Source organism: Chryseobacterium sp. OV279, assembly GCF_900128945.1.
In the GTDB taxonomy this organism is placed as follows: Bacteria; Bacteroidota; Bacteroidia; order Flavobacteriales; family Weeksellaceae; genus Chryseobacterium.
Genome location: NZ_FQUD01000001.1, coordinates 823,058 through 841,728, shown reverse-complemented (window position 1 = coordinate 841,728; position 18,671 = coordinate 823,058). Strand labels below are relative to the sequence as shown.

The following is an 18,671-nucleotide window of genomic DNA, read 5'->3' as shown; positions in this document are numbered from 1 at the left end:
AAGGGTGATGTATTTTGTAAACTAATTCATTTAACCACAGATTGCACGGATTTGCACAGATGTTTGTGGATATTATTCAGTCAAAAAAATCTTTGATTTTTTAAGAACTTATGTGATCTTCTTATTTACAGTACATTTCAGCTTAAAGTTACTTAAGTGTTAAAAACTTTTGTGCCTTTTGTGGTTGATATTTTTACGACAAGTTTTTAAAGATGAGAATTTGGATGTGAGAATGTAGGTTTTGGCCAAAGCCGGATGAAGGGTGATGTATTTTGTAAACAGGCTAAAGCCCGTTCCTATTGAATGTATTTGGGTATAATAAAAAAATGGCCGGATAAATCCGGCCACTCACAAATTATTTATTTACCTCTACATATTGTATGATGGTCTGGGTTTTTGGGTTATAGATTATTGTACTGTTGTTCGGGAACCTTTTCAGTTTATAATATTCTATATTCTTATCATTCTTAATATCTTCAAGAAAACCGGTATCAAAAGTGTTTTCAGGAAGAAATTTTGAGACAAAACTTATTTTGTCGATGATGCTTTGTCCGTCTATTTTACGGGCTGTTTTTTCTGATTTGTTTTCGTCAGAAGTAGGCTGCTTTTCCAGGAAAGGAAGCAGTACTGCAATGTCTGATTTATATTTAAAGATGTAGCCTTCTGAACCGTTCGGGAATTTAAACTTCTTTCCGGTCTCTTCTGAAACCACGGGCTTTCCTCCATCAGGAAATACCTGACTAAATTTTACGTCCTGGGAATTGGTTAAAGAATTAAGGGATTCACTGACTGTTTTCTTCACGGTCTCTTCTACCGCCTGCTGGGCTTTTTGCTGTACAGTCTCAGTGGTTTTCTGAACAGTCTGGTCTATTTTTTCTTCAATTTTATTACATGAGATGAATAAAAAAACAGGAATAACAGGCAAAATATACTTCTTCATTTCGTGATTTTAATAACGTGGCATTTTATTTATTCATGCAATTTACATCTAAACGGTAAAACAAACTATATATTTTAATAAAGAAAAAAAATATTTTTTCACTTTCAAAAACACTGCTGACAAACTGTTGTCATAACCCCGTCTTACCTTTGTATCAACAAGAACAAACTAAAACAATACAATTATGACAACTACAGCAACAGCCACAAAACAGTTTATGACATCTGATCAATTATTAGAGCACTGGCAGGGTCACAGAAACCTGACAAGAAGAGTCATTGAATCTTTCCCGGAAAAAGAATTATTCGAATTTTCTGTAGGCGGCATGAGACCTTTCGCTAAACTGGCAGTAGAACTGATCAGTATCGGAGGACCTGCTTTAAAGGGAATCGTGAATAAAAATATGGAAGCATACAACGAAGAAGGATTCAACCCAAAAACAAAAGAAGAACTTTTAAACAAGTGGGATGAAGAGACCGGAGTGATCAATGAATATTTCAATCAGATCACGGAAGAGCGTTTTCAGGAAACTTTCAATTTATTTGGACAGTATGAATTTCCAGTGTTCCAGAACGTTCTTTACTTCGTAGACAATGAAATTCACCACAGAGGTCAGGGATATACGTATCTGAGAGCGTTAGGAATTGAGCCTCCTTTTTTTTGGGAGAGATTTTAGGATCATTAATGCCTTTGCTTAAATTAAAATTGATGATTCAATTCAGACAAAAAGATGAAATGGCAGAATCGCCAGACCAATCAATCAGATTATCCATTCATTAAATATAGACACCGGATTTTGTTGTTTCTGATTTTTGTCTTTTAGTTCAGGTAAAAGTTTCTTTATTCAAATGATATAAATTTCTACAGCTTCGGCTTCACATTCGTGAAGCCGAAGTTTTTTTATTCAGGTAAAATATTTTTAAAAAATCGGATGATATTTTCCTTAAGCTTGACAAAGGTTTCCGAGGTCCCGAATTCCTTGTTATCATATCCGATAGGAAATCCTTTCTCTACATATTCATTATTCTTATTCATAGTCAGAACCTGAAACTGATCATTCACTTTCCCCAGACTTTCCGTATGAATATCTAAAAATTTAACCTGAGCATTTCTGGAAAAATCCAGTTTACGGATATCAATGGTTTTAATTTCTTTTTTCAGATCAGAACGGAAATAGAGATTCATGTTTTTCACATCAATCACGGTCTGCCATTCTCCGGCATGAATGGAATTCAGAATATTCCAGGCATAACCTACCGGTTTTTTGTCATACTGATAGCTGTTAAGCATATAATAAGCCCGGTTGTAGCGGTCTTCCCATTTTCCTTCTTTAGCAAAATCAAATTTTTCCTGTCCACCTAAGAAATCAAACTTTTTAGCATTATCAAAATCTTTTTTATATTGATTATTACACAAAAGTGGCATCGGCATATCTTTATCGGTCAATACTTTATACTTTCCATTGAGTAAAGCGATGGTAGCGGTATTTCCTTTGGCATCACTCAGGAAAAAATGACTTCCCGCAGCATTCGGCCACCAGTCTATATTCGGTCCATCATTCAGATGATCTACCACTTCCTGTACCGATTTATAATTATCCAGCTGGTATTGAATCCATTGGGCCCAGAACATATTCGCCTGTTTTGGATTGTATACTTTTGATGTTTCTTCAAGATATAATTCAACCAGAAAAAGCCCCTTTTCATTCACCCCATAACACGGGAAATCATATCCGAGAAGGTTAAAAGTTACCGATCCGTATTGAGAGGTCCATTCTTTCGCAAATTTTGCATGATCGGTTCTAAGGTTTTCCCAGCTGATATTTCTTTTCTGAATATCGCGTCTGTTCACCACGATCATTCCCGGCATCGTTTTCCAGTTTTCGTTAAATCCCACGACACAATGATCCTTTCCTTTCAGCAAAAACACTGAGCAGGCAGAAAGAATCCCGGAATATACGAGTGCAGCCAGTACAAAACCGCGTAAAAATATCGTTTTCATAATTTTTATATTTATTAGAAGTAAGGAAGTCTGAGACTGGAAGATGGAAGTTATTGAAATCAAAAAACAGCTACAGAAAGTTTTTTTATAATTCTTTACAAGGTTCTTTCATTAAATTATATGACCACCAGAAGTTGCAAGACTAATAGTAACTTCCATCCTCCTTCTTCCTCTTCCATCCTATTATTATTCTAATCTTCCTGAAATACTTTCCGTTAAATGTCTGAGCTTCATTTTCAAAGATTCCGGTTCCAAGACTGTCGCATAATCAGCAAAAGTGATGAGCCAACGTGGAAAACCTTCATCAATCCATTCTGTATCAAAGGTCATTTCAATACCATTTTCCGTCTCCGTTTCTTCAATAAACCCATAATATCTTTTTGAATTAACGATATGTCCGATTATTTTTTTCTCCACTAAAAGTCTTACTCTTGTCTTCTCCCCATTGGAATATCTTCTGTAATCGTTGATCTGTCCGTATTCCTGTGAAAACGGATTCTGAGTTTTAAGGATCTGTAAAATTCTGTCAACTCTAAACTGTCTGAAATCTTTTCTCAAGGTACAGAACGCCATAATATACCAGTAATTGAATTCAAAGAAAACACCGACCGCTTCCACTGTTCTGTTGGTTACTGTAGAATCAACGGTTTTATATTCAATGATCAGTTGTGTTTTATCTGCAATACTTTCCAGAATGGTGGGAATTACATTTTTCAGTTCCCCGCCGGGCTGGGTGTGATAATTAAAAACATCAATCTGTTTTTCTATATTCTGAATCAGGTTTTTATCTGAATGCCGAAGCACAGAACGCACTTTTTCCATCGCGGTCTGATAATGATCTCCAAGACTTTGGTGGGAAAACTTCTGCATCAGTTTTTCAGCGGTGATAAAGCTCAGCACTTCTTCTTTCGTGAACATAATGGGCGGAAGTTTATAGCCATCCATCAGGGAATATCCGTTGCCAGCTTCTCCTATAATAGGTATCCCAGCATTCTCAAGCGTTTTCACATCACGGTAAATCGTCCGGATACTGACATCAAATTTAGCAGCAAGGTCTTGGGCCCTTACTGTCGGTTTCGACTGCAGCTGTGTGAGAATAGCCGTTACTCTGTCCAGTTTTTTAAGATAGTGATCGTTCATATTGATACAGCAAATCTATCAATCTTTTTTCGTCTGGAAAATATAAATCAGCCTGCTTTTAGATATTTATCTTTTGTAAATAGTATTTGGTTGGAATAAAGCAGAATTGATTGTGAGAAAAGTCGTTTAAGTAAATCAGACTTGAAGTTGGAGCCACGCAAGGACGCAATTTTTTTAACAAATTCGAATGCTTTAAGGCGCAATGATTTTATCTCCGATAAAATTGTATACCGCTGTCATTGCGAGGAGTGCAGCGACGAAGCAATCTAATCATCACCCTAAAGCTGAAAATCTCTGATTTTCTTGCGCCTTAAAATATTCTCATTGTTAATCACGCCTTGCGCCCTAGCGTTTAAAACCTTACAAAAAAATAAAATCAATTATCTTTAAAAGAATTCACCAGTTTATCCAGATTTAAACTTCTGGCAGAAGCATCAAAGATTTCACGGTAAGTTCCGTTCAGCTGAACCAGATCATCATGAGTTCCGCTTTCCACTACCCTTCCTTTTTTCATTACATAAATCGTATCCGAATCTAAAATCTGTGACAGTGAATGGGAAATAATAACCACCGTACGGCCTTCTTTAATGGCATCCAGCGAATTCTTGATCTGCTCCGTAGCAATAGCGTCCAGACTGGCAGTTGGTTCATCAAGGAAAATAATCGGCGGGTTTTTCAGGAACAATCTGGCGATGGCAATTCTCTGCTGCTGCCCTCCTGAAAGCTGAGTAGCGTCATGCTGATAACCATCCGGAAGATCCAAGATCTGATCGTGCAGGTATGCTTTTCTTGAAGCTTCCTGAATTTCCTCAAAACTGGCATTCATATCGCCGTAGCGGATATTGTCTTCAATGCTTCCCTGGAAAATATGGTTTCTCTGAAGAACAAGACCTAAATCATTTCTTAGAAAAGTATTATCAAATTCATTTAAATCAACTCCATCCAGCAAAATTTCTCCGGAATTTGGAAGATAGAATTTACAGAGCAGATTGATCACTGTTGATTTTCCGGCTCCGCTCAGTCCTACGAGTGCTGTAGTTTTCCCGTTTTCAATTTTCATCGAAACATCGTGCAGAGCTTTTGTTCCGTTCGGATAGCTAAAGTCTACATTTTTTAATTCGAAATTTCCTTTGATCTGCTTTTCTACAAAGGTTCCGTTCTGTTCTTTTTCATCATCAGCATTCAGGATCTCAAAATAGCCTTCTGCGTAGATCATTGCATCATTCATATCATCATAGATTCTGTGAAGCTGACGGATTGGTGCTGAAATATTATTGAACAGCATAATGTGAAGCATGATCGCTCCGATCGTCATCTGCTGATCCAACACCAGATAAACAGTCAGAAGAATAATTAAAACCACTCCAAACTGCTCGATGAATGTTTTCAAACCATCATAAATAAAGTTAGTTTTCCTCGTGAACATCTGACTTTCCATCAACTCCATCTGAAGATCATACTGTTTTTTACCTTCAAATTTTTCACGGACAAAACTCTTGATCACCATTATAGAATTGATCAGATTCAATAGTCCGGAAGTTTTTCTCTCCCTTTGATTTCTGAGCTGGCGACGTACCCCACCGAGTTTTTTTGCCTGTAGCGAGCTTATATAAAAATAGATCGGAACAATGATCGTAGAAACCATTCCGACATATACATTCTGCATGTACATAATGATCAGGGCTATGATAGCATTGGAAAATAAAGGCAATATATCGATAAAGAAGTTCTGGACTAACTTCGTGAGACTTTCAATACCACGGTCTATCCTGATTTGTAGCTTTCCGGACTCATGATTCTCATCATTGAAATAGGCTACTCTGTACGAAAGGATCTTGTCGATAGCAGATTGGGCCAGTACAGAACTCACATTGATCCTTATTTTCTCACCATAAAACTTCTGCCCAAAATTGATGAAAATATTGAGCAATTCTTTTCCTAGTAAAATAATCGAGATCACCACCAGAATATGAATCCCTTCAGACATCGGGTGCGGAAGATGAGTAAGCGTGGTCACCTCATCCACCGTATATTTTAATACAAGGGGGTTCACCTGTGCAGCAAGTGCACCTAAAAAAGTAAGAAACAGCGTCCCGTAAATCATTAAACGGTAAGGTCTGATAAATGGAACCAGCTGTTTGTAGACTCCAAATAAGGTGACGGTTCTGTTGAAAGGTTTTGCCATGAGAATTCGTTAATCAAAATTTATGCATTTTTTGGGAGAATTTGCTGTCTTTTTCCAATAAATGTTTAAAATCATATTGTTGTATTTAAAATACAACAATTAAAAATCTTTTTGTAGATTTGTCTCATTATTAAATAAAACAAGATGAATTCGAATCAAAAAAAATTAGTCACATCGACGGTACCTGTTTTAAAAACGAATGGTACAGATCTTACGAAACACTTTTATGCAAGAATGTTTAAGCAGCATCCTGAGCTGAAAAACATTTTCAATATGAGCCATCAGGCCAGTGGAAAACAGCAGCATGCTTTGGCCGGAGCTGTCCTTGCTTATGCGGAACACATTGAAAATCCGGAGGTCCTTATGAATGTTTTGAAGTCTATTGGCAATAAACATGTAAGTCTTAATATCAGCCCGGAGCAGTACGACATCGTTGGACATCATTTAATTTCGTCAATTAAAGAAGTACTGGGAGAGGCAGCCACCGATGAATTAATAGAAGCATGGACACAGGCTTATAATGAACTTGCCCAGATTATGATCTCCATTGAAGAAGACCTTTATCAGTCTACCCTTAAAAAAGAAGGAGGTTGGAAAGGCTGGAGAACCTTTGTGATTGCGGATATTGTTGAGGAAAGCAGTGAAGTTAAATCTTTCTATTTAAAACCAAAAGATCAGGGTTCCATCGCAGATTATCTTCCCGGACAGTATCTTTCTGTGAAATTATTTATCCCGGGATTGGGCCATGAACAGGTCAGACAGTACAGTCTTTCTTCCGCTTTTAATCCGGAACACTACAGAATATCTGTAAAAAAAGAGGGCCATCCAAACGCTCCGGAAGGGGCTGTTTCCAATGTCCTGCATCAGAAAAATACCGGTGATGAAATATGGGTAAGTGCTCCTTCAGGGGTATTTCATGCAGGGGTTGACGGTAATCAGCCTTTGGTCTTAATCAGTGGTGGTATTGGGGTAACACCGCTTCTGAGCATGCTTGAAACCAATAAAAACAAACTTCAGGAAAATACAACGGTATGGCTTCACAGCTGCAGGAATGAAAAGGTTCACGCCTTCAAAGATCAGATCGATCTATTGAACCAGGACAGCGAATGGCTGACGACTCATATTTTTTATGAAACGGTTTCAAACAATGAAAATAATGCTATAAAAGAAGGAAGAATTGATTTAGCAGAACTCAAAGACGAGGTACTGATTGATGATGCAAAGTATTATATTTGTGGTCCGGAAGTCTTTATCAAAGTGCAGTATAATTCTCTTATCAAACTTGGAATTGCACAGGAAAATATTTTATTTGAAGAGTTTGGACCTCAATTACTTCATTTTAATTAATTATCAATGAAACTGAACCATTTTACCGATTACAGCCTGCGTGTCTTAATCTATCTCAACAAAAAGGAAAAAACCGCCTCATCTTCTTTGGATGAGCTGTCCGGAGAGTTGGATATATTGCGCAATCATCTCATTAAGGTGGTTCAGTTTTTATCTAAAGAAGAACTGGTCATTACCAAAAGAGGGAAAAATGGAGGCATTGTGATATCTGACAAAGCCCTCAATACAGGACTCGGCACCTTGATTCACCTGCTGGAACAGGATGATTCTCCCGTCATCAACTGCCACTCCAAACCTTGTGTTTTTATGCCTTTCAGCTGCCAGTTGAAATTCTTTCTGGATACCGCTTATCAGGCATTTATAGACAGCATGAACCAGCACAGACTCTCTGATATTGTTTTTAATAACTGGGAAAGTATCTTTGCGGGCCGGCAAAATGTTTGATTTTTAGATATTAGATTTCAGACACGAGACGTGAGACTTTAGATTGAGAAATGTCAATGGTCAATTTTGCTACGCAAGTGAATGGTGAATGGTAGATTCAAGAACCAAGAACCAAGAACCAAGATGTCAGACCATAATCCCATTAACTTAATCTATACGAACTAGCAACCAGCAACTCACAACCAGTTCGAAACGCTCAAACCCTCAAACGCTCTTACTCTCAAACCCGAATTATCCTTCGTAGAAATAGGTTGTAAGGTAATGCAGTTCCGGTCTGCTGGCTGCTTTAGATTCTGCTTCCGCCTGCTCTAAAGTATACTGAGAAGTCAGTTCTTTTCTTTGGAACACGAAAGAATTATTGGCGTTTTTATCTACCACTTCATTGAAAATATGTTCAATTTCAGAATTGGCAAGTGATGCAAAACTAGCGTCCTCAAAACCGTACATCAGTCTCAGATCATCAAACTGTCCGAAGTTTTCATCTACAAAGCCCTGAAGCTGTGGTTTAGAATCAAAATTCCCTGCCCAGATGTTATAGATATATTTTTTCTTTTTCGGTTTGTCTAAAATACTCTGATACACAAAGTTTTCACCCAGATAAGCCTCTCTCACCTGCGGATCATTGGCAAGATCTTCCGGAAGTCCTTCTTTCAAGATCTTTCCTTCGAACATGATGTATGTTTTATTGGTAATAGCTAAAGTCTGCTGTACGTTGTGGTCGGTGATCAGGATCCCGATGTTTTTGTCTACCAAACTTCTTACAATCTTCTGGATATCCTCTACCGCAATCGGGTCTACCCCTGCGAAAGGCTCATCAAGAAGGATAAAGTTCGGGCTGGTAGCCAGACATCGTGCAATTTCGGTTCTACGTCTTTCTCCACCGGAAAGAAGATCCCCTCTGTTTTTACGTACATGCTGTAATGAGAATTCTTCAATCAGTTCATCACATTTGATCTGCTGCTCACGTTTTGAAAGCTTGGTCAGCTGTAACACGCCCATGATGTTTTCTTCTACAGACAGCTTTCTGAAAATCGAAGCTTCCTGTGCCAGATAACCAATTCCTTTCTGAGCCCGGCGATACATTGCATCTGTAGTAATTTCCTGCTTATCGAGAAAGATTTTCCCTGAAGTAGGCTTAACCAATCCCACAATCATATAAAACGAAGTGGTCTTTCCTGCTCCGTTAGGACCAAGCAAACCAACAATTTCTCCCTGTTGAACCTGTACAGAAACGCCTTTTACTACTTTTTTAGGACCGTATTCTTTGATTAAGTTTTCTCCTCGTAAAATCATAGGAGCAAAGATAAAGTTTTTTTGAATTCAAATTTTAGATTATAAACGCTATCCCTTGTTTTTTGATGGATTGATTTTAATTTTATTGATCATTCATGTTAAATCTAATGGAGTACAATGTTGATCACCTTAAAAAACTAAAGTATTTAACTCACTTGTTTAAAATTTTTGTTGGAAAAGCGCAAAGGGACGCTAGTTTTTTTTCTAATTCGAATGCTTTAAGGCGTGAGGATTTTATCTGCGATAAAATTGTAGACCGTTCAATAGACCAATTAAAAGTTTAAACAAATGTAACTCTCTCGATTTTTCTTCGACGTATTGGGAAATCATTTTATTCATCACCAAAAAAGATTAACAATGGAAAATTACGGTTATACCAAAACAGACGGCACAAAGAACCAGCAGCAAAGTAATGTTCCTTACCGTTCGGAAAAGAAAATTCCCGCGGCCATATTAGGAATTCTTGTAGGCTGGCTGGCTTTAAATAAATTTTATCTGGGCTATACCAAAGAAGGCGTTATTCAGCTTGTTCTGAATATTGTGACTTTCGGAGCGGCCTCCATCATTCCTTTTATTGAGGGGATTTTATATCTGTTTATGAGTGACAAGCAGTTTGATGATACGTATGTGTATGGAAAGAAAGGTTGGCTTTAATGATGAGGTGATTCGATGATGCAGCGATTCGATGATAGAATGATTCGTTGATATGGACGTTTTCATTTTTGTTTTATTTCCTTATTTTTATACACCAAATCAAGAATCAAATTACTATGGAAAATAATCAGGAGCTCACAGATCTGCTTGCGCTGGACCTGGGTGTCAATATTGTTAACAGAAGGCCTTATGCCAAGGAAGTTTTCAAATGGCAGGATATGGATCTTCTCCCCCACTCATCGGCAGACACGTTGCTGTGCGAAATCTTTGAATGGAACGGAAGAAACTGGAGAACTACGGAAAACAACCTCATTGGATTTCTTTTTTCCGGGGATGTTCTCAGTAAGGTAAAAGAACAGCTGGTGAATACCCCAAAACATCCTGCATTGATTCCGGATTTTGAATTCACAAAAGACAGCATGGTTGAATATGGCCTTTCGCTGCCTTCACTTTTCAACATCGGAATCAATGGAAATATCAAAAATGCCACTAACTTTTCAGTGAGAGTTAATGGAGTGACTAAATCAAGAGTCACTAATATTGATTCTCCGGGAATTGAAATTTTGAAAAGTTATTCTCAGTTTACACAGGACAAATCCAAAACATACCGAAAAAATATTAAGTTCAATTATCTGAGCACGTCTCTGTTTTATGCTGAAAGTGTAGAAATTTTTCTTGAAAAAGAATCAGGTGTCGGACTGGATGTCAGTTTCCAAACGACAGATGTGGAAGTGGATGCTAAAATAGATACGGATACGAAGAAACATTTTGTTTTAAAATATTCTGGAAATCAGGCTCCTTTTGCGGCAAAATTTACGAAAGGAAAAGATTTCAACATCATGTGATAAATTTTTATTATTTTAGTTTTTACTAATTTATAAAATATTTGTCATGAAAAAATTAACGAAGAAAGATCTGAAAAAAATTAATGGTGGAAAATTAAGATTTCCGGACGCCAACGGAAATTGCCCTGCCGGATGGTACCTTTGTCCAACCAACGTATGCATAGACGATAACGGAGGAGAAAATCCTATTCAACCGGGAGACCGTGATTACAGAGCATGCTTTGGACACAATTAAGAACATTCTTATATCATATCATTGAACTGCCCCTGAAAATTAATTTTCAGGGGCAGTTTATTTTTAGTTAATAATTATGAATTATTTATTCAGAATCATCGCTGCTTCTTTAGCAAAATAAGTAAAAATCAAATCAGCTCCGGCTCTCTTGAAACACGTAAGACTTTCAATGATTGTTTTATCATTATCCAGCCATCCGTTCTGTGCTGCTGCTTTTACCATCGCATATTCTCCGCTTACGTTATAAACCGCGATCGGAAGATCAATGGCTTCACGTACTTTAGAAACGATATCCAGATAAGGAAGCCCCGGTTTGATCATGATAATATCCGCACCTTCGTCAATATCTTTAAATACTTCGTTCAAAGCTTCACGGGAATTGTGAAAATCCATCTGATAAGTCTTTTTATCTTTCGGAATTTCCATATTTTCTTTCGGTGCGCTGTCCAGAGCACTTCTGAATGGTCCATAGAAAGAACTTGCATATTTTGCAGAATAGCTCAGAATACCTACATCGGTAAATCCGCTTTCCTCCAAAGCTTCACGGATCGCAAGAACTCTTCCGTCCATCATGTCACTTGGTGCCACAATATCAGCTCCCGCTTCAGCGTGTGATACAGACATTCTTGCCAGTGCATCATTCGTCGCATCATTCACGATTTTTCCGTTTTCAATGATTCCATCGTGTCCGTAGATTGAATAAGGATCCAAAGCTACATCCGGCATTACAATCATTCCAGGAACCGCATCTTTGATCGCTTTGATCGTCTGCTGCATCAGTCCGTCTTTGTTCCATGCTTCTTTTCCGGTATTGTCTTTAAGATGTTCTGACACCTTCATGTACAGATTGACAGATTTTACTCCTAAAGAAAATAATTCCTTACATTCCTTCACCGTTAAATCTATGCTCCTCCTGAAAATTCCCGGCATAGACGGGATTGCTTCCTGCTGGTTTTCGCCCTCCATTACAAAGATTGGCATTACAAAATCATCAGTCGTAAGGATGTTTTCTCTTACTAAACTTCTGATAGATTCATTAACTCTAAGTCTTCTATTTCTTGAATGTATCATTTTGGAATACTTTTTGAATAAGTTTCTACAAATTTACTACAACTTATATAAAAAACTATTGTATAGAATTGTAGAATTGTTTATTTTTGTTTCAATACATTCGAGAAATTATAATTTGATGAAAAAACTTTTACTTTTATTTATATTTATTGGCGCTTTCGTTGGGTTTTCCAACAATATGCAAGCACAGCTGAGAGAGCCGGGTTCCCCTACACAGAAGTCTGATGATGGTGTATTGGTAGCTTATCCAAATCCTGCGAAAGATTTCCTTCTGATCAAAGCCAAAGACACTGCTTTAAAGATCAAAAGTGTTACTTTCTATTCAATTCTTGGAACACAGGTAGCCAATTATTCTGTCAACATGAATTCCGGAGAGATCAATATTGAAAAATTAAAACCCGGAAAATACTTGATTCGCTATATTTTAAGCGATAATACCCAAAAGGTTACTCAAATCGTAAAACAATAAAAATTAAATCCTGATAATCATCAGGATTTTTTCTTTTACATCAATTCTCCCCTAATATTTCCGTAAATTTAGGGACTTTTTTATACTCATTATAAAAACAATTGAATGCTTAAAGCTGAACATATCAGAAAGACCTATAGTTCCGGGAAAAAAGTAGCATTGGATGATTTCAGCATCCAAGTACCCCAGGGAAGTATTTATGGTCTTCTAGGCCCGAACGGAGCCGGAAAAACTTCTTTTATTCGTATCATCAACCAAATTACCCAGGCCGATTCCGGAGATGTATTCATCAATGGAAACAAGCTTAATCCAACACACATCAGAGATATCGGTTATATGCCTGAAGAAAGAGGTTTGTACAAAAACATGAGTGTGGGTGATCAGATTCTTTATTTCGGGGAATTGAAAGGGATGACCAAAAATGATGCTTTGAATGAAGCCAAAAAATGGTTTGAAAAACTGAACATCGACCAGTGGTGGAAAAAGAAACTGTCTGAACTTTCAAAAGGAATGGCACAAAAGATCCAGTTCGTGGTAACTGTTCTTCACCGCCCGCACCTGCTGATCCTTGATGAGCCTTTTTCAGGTTTTGACCCGGTAAACGCCAACTTGATTAAAGACCAGATCATTGATCTTAAAAATAACGGAACTACCATCATTCTTTCTACCCACAGAATGGAAAGTGTGGAGGAAATGTGTGATTATGTAGCACTGATCAACAATTCCAAGAAGATTATTGACGGAAGGGTTTTCGATGTGAGAGAAAAGTTTAAAAAGAATATTTTCGGGGTTACTCTTTCTGAAGTGGATGAAGCTCAGTTTAACAGCTTTAAAGGCAGCCATGAGATTTTTAATTTCAGCCACGAAAATAACCTTATTTCTTTTGATCTGAAAAATGAAAGCGGACAGAACGATATCCTTCTGGATCTGGTGAATGTAGGAAAAGTAAGATCATTCGACGAAAGAATTCCCAGCATGAATGAAGTGTTTATTAATGCCGTAAGTAATCATTCTTAATTTTATGAACAATATTTTTTTAATTACAAAAAGGGAATTTCTTACCCAGGTTAAGAAAAAATCCTTCATTATATTAACGCTGCTCGCGCCTCTTTTACTGGTTGGTTTTGGTGCCGTCATCGGACTGATGTTTAAAGCCAATGAATCTCACAGCATCATTGAAGTTGTGGATAAAAGCGGACTTTTTAAAGATCAGCTGAAATCGAATGACAAACTGAATTATGTATTTGTTTCTGCAGCGGATGAGAAAGCGAAAATCAATAATCTTAAAGACAATGAATCGCTGGATGGTATTCTGATCCTTCCCGAGCTTAAAGATCATGATTATGCCAACCTTGAAAATAGCACGAGACTTATCGTCAATGCTAAGATGGGCTTTGATACGAAGCAGAAGATCGTTTCAGATATCACAGATGTCATCAAAAAGGAAAAGATCAAGCAACTTGGTATTGAAGAATCCCAGCTGAACAGCCTTGATAAAAGCTTTACTTTAAAAACGATTAATGTTTCCGATAACAACAAAGAGGACTCTGACCTTGCTTTCGGCGTAAAGAGTGGCTTAAGCATCCTTCTGATGTATGTGACGTTTATGTTCATCATCATTTATGGCGTAAGGGTAATGAGAAGTGTTCTTGAGGAGAAAAACAACCGTGTGGTGGAGATCATCATCTCATCTGTTAAGCCTTTTGAACTGATGATGGGAAAAATTTTAGGCGTAACCCTGGTCGCTCTGACTCAGTTTCTGATCTGGATCTCAATGTCTGTAGTAGGAGCACTGGTTCTGAATACAGGATTCGCTTCTTTCCAGAAGAATATTCCCGGAGGTAATGAAGCACTGGCCAGCAAGCTGGATATTGCACAGATCGCGACACAGATCTCTCACAGTCTTTTAGAACTAAATTTCCCGCTGATCATTTTTGTATTCATCGTATTCTTCCTTTTGGGCTATATTTTCTACAGCTCAATCTATGCAGCCATCGGCTCTGCCGTGGATAATGAAACAGAGACACAGCAATTCACCTTATTTGCGATTTTACCGCTTACTTTAGGGATGTATGGGAGTTTTTCACTGATGAATAATCCAGACGGTCCTTTGGGCTTCTGGCTGTCTATTATTCCGTTTACTTCACCCGTTGCTATGATTGCAAGAATACCGTTCGGTGTTCCGGCGTGGCAGATTGCTTTATCTATTACCTTATTGCTGGGAACTACCATTTTCATGATATTCTTAGCCGGTAAGATCTACCGAGTGGGGATTTTGATGTATGGGAATAAGGCGACATTGAAGGAGATCTGGAAATGGATCAGAGGATAATGAATTTAGGGCTGGAAGCCTGAAGATGGAGGATGGAAGTACTGAAATGGATTCCTGTTGCTCTTCATAACATTATATAAAACAAAAATCCCGGAAATTACTTTCCGGGATTTTTATGTCTGAATAACTCGTTATTATATCTGGGGATATAAAGACATATGAAAATGGATCAGAGGATAAGTCTAAAAGTTCTTTTGTCTTGAAACAAAATGAACCAAAAGTTCAAGGCTGGAATCTTCCGCTAAAAATTAAAACTTGCTCCTAAAATTACCAAAACTCGTGCGGATTTACTATTGCTACTTCGACTCAATATTCTACCCGCACTCAAACAGTGGCAATTTTTTAACGGATCAAGATTTATTTTTTTAACGCTACAGTTTCCCAGGCCACTATAGATAGATTTACTGACAAATTTTAGTCATATAAAATAAAAATCCCGGAAATTACTTTCCGGGATTTTTTATGTCTGAATAACTTATTATTCTATTTGAAGATATAGCTTAAGCTTAGGCTGATTACCTGCTCAGACTTGCCTTTGTTAGTACCTCCTATGTCTTTGGCCAGATCAGGATAAGTATCTGAAAGACCAAGGTCATATTTAAGCGCTAGTTCCAGCTGTCTTTTGTAGCTATACCCTACTCCTAATCCAAGGGCGAAATTAAAGCTTGCTGCTTTCCCACTAACTCCTGCCGGATATTTAGAGTCTGTAACCACATAATCCGGGTCATAATACGGTCTTCCTACCGGTGCATTTTTAACGTTCTGACTCATCAGGAAGTTAAATCTTGGTCCGATCATTCCAAAGAATTCTGATTCAGCCTCAGAAAAATATCCTTTAAAATAGATAGGTACACTCAGGTAGTTGTTCCCATATACTGCATCATAACCGTCTTTTCCTTTAGCATCTTTATCTTTCCCCGTTTCTCCTGCACCATAGTACACGACTTCCGGCTGTAAATAAAACTGGTTCGATTTTCCGATCGGAATAAGAGCTAAAGCTCCACCCTGAAACGCGTATCTGGGACCAGAAGGATTATGGGCATTTCTTACTCTGGAATAGTTACCTCCTGCCGTGACACCAAATCTTGTACTTTTAAAGTCGATCTGGGCGAAAGACAGGGTTGAAAGGGTCAATGCTGAGGTTAATAAAAGTTTTTTCATATGTTTTGTTTTGTATAGCTATTATCCAAGAACTTTAGCAACGGTAACTCCGATATCAGCAGGAGAATCTACCACGTTGATTCCGTTCTCTCTCATGATCTGCATTTTAGCCTGAGCAGTATCTTCATCACCACCTACGATAGCACCAGCGTGTCCCATAGTTCTTCCTTTAGGAGCTGTCTGTCCAGCGATAAATCCTACAACCGGCTTAGTAGATCCGCTAGCTTTGTACCATCTTGCAGCTTCAGCCTCAAGACCACCACCGATTTCACCGATCATTACTACTGCTTCAGTTTCAGGGTCGTTGATGAATAATTCAAGAGCTTCTCTTGTCGTCGTTCCGATGATTGGGTCACCACCGATACCGATTGCTGTAGAAACACCGTAACCCGCTTTTACTACCTGGTCAGCAGCTTCATAAGTAAGCGTACCTGATTTTGAAACGATACCTACTTTACCTTTTTTGAAAACGAATCCTGGCATAATACCAATTTTAGCTTCTTCAGAAGTAATGATTCCCGGACAGTTTGGACCGATTAATCTGCAGTCTCTGTCAGCGATGTAAGATTTTACTTTCACCATATCCGCTACAGGAATACCTTCAGTAATACATACGATAACTTTGATCCCTGCTTCAGCAGCTTCCATGATCGCATCAGCAGCGAATGCAGGTGGTACGAAAATGATACTTACGTTAGCTCCAGCTTTTTCAACAGCGTCAGCTACTGTATTAAATACAGGTTTTCCTAAGTGCTCAGATCCTCCTTTTCCTGGAGTTACTCCTCCTACTACGTTGGTTCCGTATTCAATCATCTGACCTGCGTGGAAAGTACCTTCGTTCCCTGTAAATCCTTGTACAATTACTTTAGAATCTTTGTTTACTAAAATTGACATTTTATTGATGTTTTAATTTATTTAAATATTTTATTAATGCTCACAAATTTACTTATTTTTCTTTGATTTTGGACAAAACCAAGAGAATAGTTTATTTGAGATTTCTCAGCTTTACTTCTTTTTTCAGATAGCCTTTAAAATCTTCTGCAAACATCCCGATATAGGTGCCTTTTTTAAGATCCCTGTTCACTCCTGTTTTACCCAGAATGACAGATCCTGCCTCGATTTTGTTGCCGGAAGCGATTCCCACCTGGCCCCAAAGGGTCACCTCATCTCCAATCACACAGCATCCTGCGATGCCCACCTGGGATGCGATCAGACATTTTTTTCCGATTACCGTGTCATGGCCTATCTGGATTTGATTATCCAAAACAGAGCCTTTTCCGATCACCGTAGAATCCGTAACACCTCTGTCGATGGTACAGTTGTTTCCGATCTCTACATTGTTTTCGATAATGACATTTCCAACAGATATCAGACGGTCAAAATTACCATTCAGTTTTCTGTAGTAGAAAGCATCACCGCCTAAAACTGTTCCGGACTGGATGATGACATTATCGCCGATTTCGGTTCTGTCGCCAATCACCACATTAGGAAAGATAAGGCTGTTTTTTCCGATCTTCACATTGTTTCCAATGACCGCGGAAGAGTGGATTCTCGTTCCCTCTCCTATTTCAGCATCATGAAGCTCTTCCGTGAAATTATATATTCTCGTAAAGTGAGTATTGATCTTATTAAAGTCTCTGAAAGGATCTTCAGAAACTAATAGGGCTTTTCCTTCCGGACATTCCACCTTTTTGTCGATCAGGATGATCGTAGCGGCAGAATTCAGCGCTTTATCGTAATATTTCGGATGGTTGACAAAAACAATGTCACCCGGTTTTACCATGTGAATTTCATTGGTTCCCAATACTTCAAAGTCTTCGGGACCCACAAATTCTGAGCCTATTAATTCGGCAATTGTTTTAAGCTTTTGCGGAGAATGGAATCTCATAACAATAGATTTTCTTATAAAAACAAAATTCGGACTGCTAGTGCAAACCGAATTTATGTAAATTTTATGATTATTTTACTCTTTCTAAGTAGCTACCGTCTTCAGTGTTTACTTTGATTTTATCACCTGGCTCGATGAATAACGGAACCATTACTCTCGCACCGGTTTCAACGATTGCATTCTTAAGAGCATTGGTCGCTGTATTTCCTTTTACACCCGGATCAGCTTCTATAATTTCAAGATATACCGACTGAGGAAGTTCTGCAGAAAGTGGAGTTTCGTCTACTTCTTTCAAAATGATAGTTACTTCTTCACCAGCTTTCATGAACTGAGAGTTTTCGATCATCTCTTTATCAAGATACAATTGAGAGAAGTCATCATTATTCATGAAGTGGAAACCATTCTCATCATCATAAAGATACTGGAATTTTCTGGTGATTACTTTTACTTCATCAATTTTGTGTCCTGCAGAAAAAGTATTGTCAAGAACTTTTCCGTTCGTTACCGATTTTAGTTTTGTTCTTACGAAAGCAGGTCCTTTCCCTGGCTTTACGTGCATAAATTCAACTACCTTGAAAATATCATTGCTAAACTCGATGCAAAGTCCTTTTCTTATATCGTTACTTGTTGCCATTAATTTATGTTATCTTTTTTATTTTAGTTTTT

The 18,671-nt window shown here is 37.9% G+C and carries 18 protein-coding genes and 1 pseudogene; 9 read left to right on the top strand and 10 right to left on the bottom strand.

The features are described from left to right. Nucleotides 1–355 precede the first annotated feature (355 nt). The gene (locus BUA72_RS03810) at nt 356–940 is read right to left on the bottom strand and encodes a hypothetical protein (RefSeq protein ID WP_072921852.1); all 585 of its coding nucleotides are present in this window, start codon (nt 938–940) and stop codon (nt 356–358) included. Nucleotides 941–1,124: 184 nt separating this feature from the next. Here BUA72_RS03810 and BUA72_RS03805 point away from each other — a divergent pair, with 184 nt between their 5' ends. Beyond that, nucleotides 1,125–1,616 (top strand): DinB family protein, encoded by a 492-nt coding sequence (locus BUA72_RS03805; RefSeq protein WP_034731943.1) that lies wholly within the window; start codon nt 1,125–1,127, stop codon nt 1,614–1,616. Nucleotides 1,617–1,840: 224 nt separating this feature from the next. Here the strand turns inward: BUA72_RS03805 and BUA72_RS03800 are convergent, their stop codons facing one another. The 3 genes from BUA72_RS03800 to BUA72_RS03790 all read right to left on the bottom strand — a co-directional run bounded on the left by BUA72_RS03800 (nt 1,841) and on the right by BUA72_RS03790 (nt 6,185). Continuing rightward, nucleotides 1,841–2,941, bottom strand: coding sequence for a linear amide C-N hydrolase (locus tag BUA72_RS03800; RefSeq protein WP_072921851.1), 1,101 nt, complete (start codon nt 2,939–2,941; stop codon nt 1,841–1,843). Nucleotides 2,942–3,127: 186 nt separating this feature from the next. After that, on the bottom strand, nt 3,128–4,081 hold the full coding sequence (locus BUA72_RS03795; RefSeq protein WP_072921850.1) for a helix-turn-helix transcriptional regulator: 954 nt from the start codon (nt 4,079–4,081) through the stop codon (nt 3,128–3,130). 376 nt (nt 4,082–4,457) lie between these two features. After that, nucleotides 4,458–6,185: an ABC transporter ATP-binding protein gene (locus BUA72_RS03790; protein WP_072922481.1), complete on the bottom strand. Its 1,728-nt coding sequence runs from the start codon at nt 6,183–6,185 to the stop codon at nt 4,458–4,460. Between the two features lie 225 nt (nt 6,186–6,410). Between BUA72_RS03790 and hmpA the strand changes: the two genes are divergently transcribed. Together hmpA and BUA72_RS03780 are read left to right on the top strand one after the other, a co-directional pair. After that, entirely contained in the window at nt 6,411–7,613 is a 1,203-nt protein-coding gene (gene hmpA, locus BUA72_RS03785) for an NO-inducible flavohemoprotein (protein ID WP_072921849.1), read from the top strand. 6 nt (nt 7,614–7,619) lie between these two features. After that, a complete protein-coding gene (locus tag BUA72_RS03780) occupies nt 7,620–8,057 on the top strand; it encodes an Rrf2 family transcriptional regulator (RefSeq protein WP_072921848.1) in 438 nt (145 codons plus the stop codon). A gap of 567 nt (nt 8,058–8,624) precedes the next feature. Here the strand turns inward: BUA72_RS03780 and lptB are convergent. Continuing rightward, nucleotides 8,625–9,350 (bottom strand): annotated as a pseudogene (lptB, locus tag BUA72_RS03775) (LPS export ABC transporter ATP-binding protein); the annotation flags it as partial. 357 nt (nt 9,351–9,707) lie between these two features. Here lptB and BUA72_RS03765 point away from each other — a divergent pair. From BUA72_RS03765 to BUA72_RS03755, 3 genes are all read left to right on the top strand, one after another. Then, entirely contained in the window at nt 9,708–10,004 is a 297-nt protein-coding gene (locus tag BUA72_RS03765; protein WP_072921846.1) for a TM2 domain-containing protein, read from the top strand. Between the two features lie 116 nt (nt 10,005–10,120). Beyond that, complete coding sequence (locus tag BUA72_RS03760; RefSeq protein WP_072921845.1) at nt 10,121–10,849, top strand: hypothetical protein; 729 nt, start codon at nt 10,121–10,123, stop codon at nt 10,847–10,849. A 46-nt stretch (nt 10,850–10,895) separates the two neighbouring features. Then, the gene (locus tag BUA72_RS03755; protein WP_072921844.1) at nt 10,896–11,084 is read left to right on the top strand and encodes a bacteriocin; all 189 of its coding nucleotides are present in this window, start codon (nt 10,896–10,898) and stop codon (nt 11,082–11,084) included. Between the two features lie 81 nt (nt 11,085–11,165). Here BUA72_RS03755 and hemB read toward each other — a convergent pair whose 3' ends face one another. Further along, on the bottom strand, nt 11,166–12,155 hold the full coding sequence (gene hemB, locus BUA72_RS03750) for a porphobilinogen synthase (protein ID WP_072921843.1): 990 nt from the start codon (nt 12,153–12,155) through the stop codon (nt 11,166–11,168). Between the two features lie 118 nt (nt 12,156–12,273). Between hemB and BUA72_RS03745 the strand changes: the two genes are divergently transcribed. From BUA72_RS03745 to BUA72_RS03735, 3 genes are all read left to right on the top strand, one after another. Then, nucleotides 12,274–12,624, top strand: coding sequence for a T9SS type A sorting domain-containing protein (locus tag BUA72_RS03745; RefSeq protein WP_034731965.1), 351 nt, complete (start codon nt 12,274–12,276; stop codon nt 12,622–12,624). Between the two features lie 105 nt (nt 12,625–12,729). Then, nucleotides 12,730–13,641: an ABC transporter ATP-binding protein gene (locus tag BUA72_RS03740; protein ID WP_072921842.1), complete on the top strand. Its 912-nt coding sequence runs from the start codon at nt 12,730–12,732 to the stop codon at nt 13,639–13,641. A 4-nt stretch (nt 13,642–13,645) separates the two neighbouring features. After that, the gene (locus tag BUA72_RS03735; RefSeq protein ID WP_047449728.1) at nt 13,646–14,956 is read left to right on the top strand and encodes an ABC transporter permease; all 1,311 of its coding nucleotides are present in this window, start codon (nt 13,646–13,648) and stop codon (nt 14,954–14,956) included. A gap of 483 nt (nt 14,957–15,439) precedes the next feature. Here BUA72_RS03735 and BUA72_RS03730 read toward each other — a convergent pair whose 3' ends face one another. The 4 genes from BUA72_RS03730 to efp form a co-directional block, all read right to left on the bottom strand. Next, nucleotides 15,440–16,117, bottom strand: a complete 678-nt coding sequence (locus tag BUA72_RS03730; RefSeq protein WP_047449732.1) for a porin family protein — start codon at nt 16,115–16,117, stop codon at nt 15,440–15,442. A 21-nt stretch (nt 16,118–16,138) separates the two neighbouring features. After that, the gene (gene sucD, locus BUA72_RS03725; RefSeq protein ID WP_034704619.1) at nt 16,139–17,011 is read right to left on the bottom strand and encodes a succinate--CoA ligase subunit alpha; all 873 of its coding nucleotides are present in this window, start codon (nt 17,009–17,011) and stop codon (nt 16,139–16,141) included. Nucleotides 17,012–17,102: 91 nt separating this feature from the next. After that, a complete protein-coding gene (locus BUA72_RS03720) occupies nt 17,103–18,005 on the bottom strand; it encodes a UDP-3-O-(3-hydroxymyristoyl)glucosamine N-acyltransferase (protein ID WP_072921841.1) in 903 nt (300 codons plus the stop codon). A gap of 70 nt (nt 18,006–18,075) precedes the next feature. Next, entirely contained in the window at nt 18,076–18,639 is a 564-nt protein-coding gene (gene efp, locus BUA72_RS03715; protein WP_047449740.1) for an elongation factor P, read from the bottom strand. Nucleotides 18,640–18,671 lie beyond the last annotated feature (32 nt).

Bases quoted from the DNA above. Each gene is read 5' to 3' on its own strand.
- BUA72_RS03810 (WP_072921852.1), bottom strand. From the start codon at position 940: ATGAAGAAGTATATTTTGCCTGTTATTCCTGTTTTTTTATTCATCTCA.
- BUA72_RS03805 (WP_034731943.1), top strand. From the start codon at position 1,125: ATGACAACTACAGCAACAGCCACAAAACAGTTTATGACATCTGATCAA.
- BUA72_RS03800 (WP_072921851.1), bottom strand. From the start codon at position 2,941: ATGAAAACGATATTTTTACGCGGTTTTGTACTGGCTGCACTCGTATAT.
- BUA72_RS03795 (WP_072921850.1), bottom strand. From the start codon at position 4,081: ATGAACGATCACTATCTTAAAAAACTGGACAGAGTAACGGCTATTCTC.
- BUA72_RS03790 (WP_072922481.1), bottom strand. From the start codon at position 6,185: ATGATTTACGGGACGCTGTTTCTTACTTTTTTAGGTGCACTTGCTGCA.
- hmpA (WP_072921849.1), top strand. From the start codon at position 6,411: ATGAATTCGAATCAAAAAAAATTAGTCACATCGACGGTACCTGTTTTA.
- BUA72_RS03780 (WP_072921848.1), top strand. From the start codon at position 7,620: ATGAAACTGAACCATTTTACCGATTACAGCCTGCGTGTCTTAATCTAT.
- BUA72_RS03765 (WP_072921846.1), top strand. From the start codon at position 9,708: ATGGAAAATTACGGTTATACCAAAACAGACGGCACAAAGAACCAGCAG.
- BUA72_RS03760 (WP_072921845.1), top strand. From the start codon at position 10,121: ATGGAAAATAATCAGGAGCTCACAGATCTGCTTGCGCTGGACCTGGGT.
- BUA72_RS03755 (WP_072921844.1), top strand. From the start codon at position 10,896: ATGAAAAAATTAACGAAGAAAGATCTGAAAAAAATTAATGGTGGAAAA.
- hemB (WP_072921843.1), bottom strand. From the start codon at position 12,155: ATGATACATTCAAGAAATAGAAGACTTAGAGTTAATGAATCTATCAGA.
- BUA72_RS03745 (WP_034731965.1), top strand. From the start codon at position 12,274: ATGAAAAAACTTTTACTTTTATTTATATTTATTGGCGCTTTCGTTGGG.
- BUA72_RS03740 (WP_072921842.1), top strand. From the start codon at position 12,730: ATGCTTAAAGCTGAACATATCAGAAAGACCTATAGTTCCGGGAAAAAA.
- BUA72_RS03735 (WP_047449728.1), top strand. From the start codon at position 13,646: ATGAACAATATTTTTTTAATTACAAAAAGGGAATTTCTTACCCAGGTT.
- BUA72_RS03730 (WP_047449732.1), bottom strand. From the start codon at position 16,117: ATGAAAAAACTTTTATTAACCTCAGCATTGACCCTTTCAACCCTGTCT.
- sucD (WP_034704619.1), bottom strand. From the start codon at position 17,011: ATGTCAATTTTAGTAAACAAAGATTCTAAAGTAATTGTACAAGGATTT.
- BUA72_RS03720 (WP_072921841.1), bottom strand. From the start codon at position 18,005: ATGAGATTCCATTCTCCGCAAAAGCTTAAAACAATTGCCGAATTAATA.
- efp (WP_047449740.1), bottom strand. From the start codon at position 18,639: ATGGCAACAAGTAACGATATAAGAAAAGGACTTTGCATCGAGTTTAGC.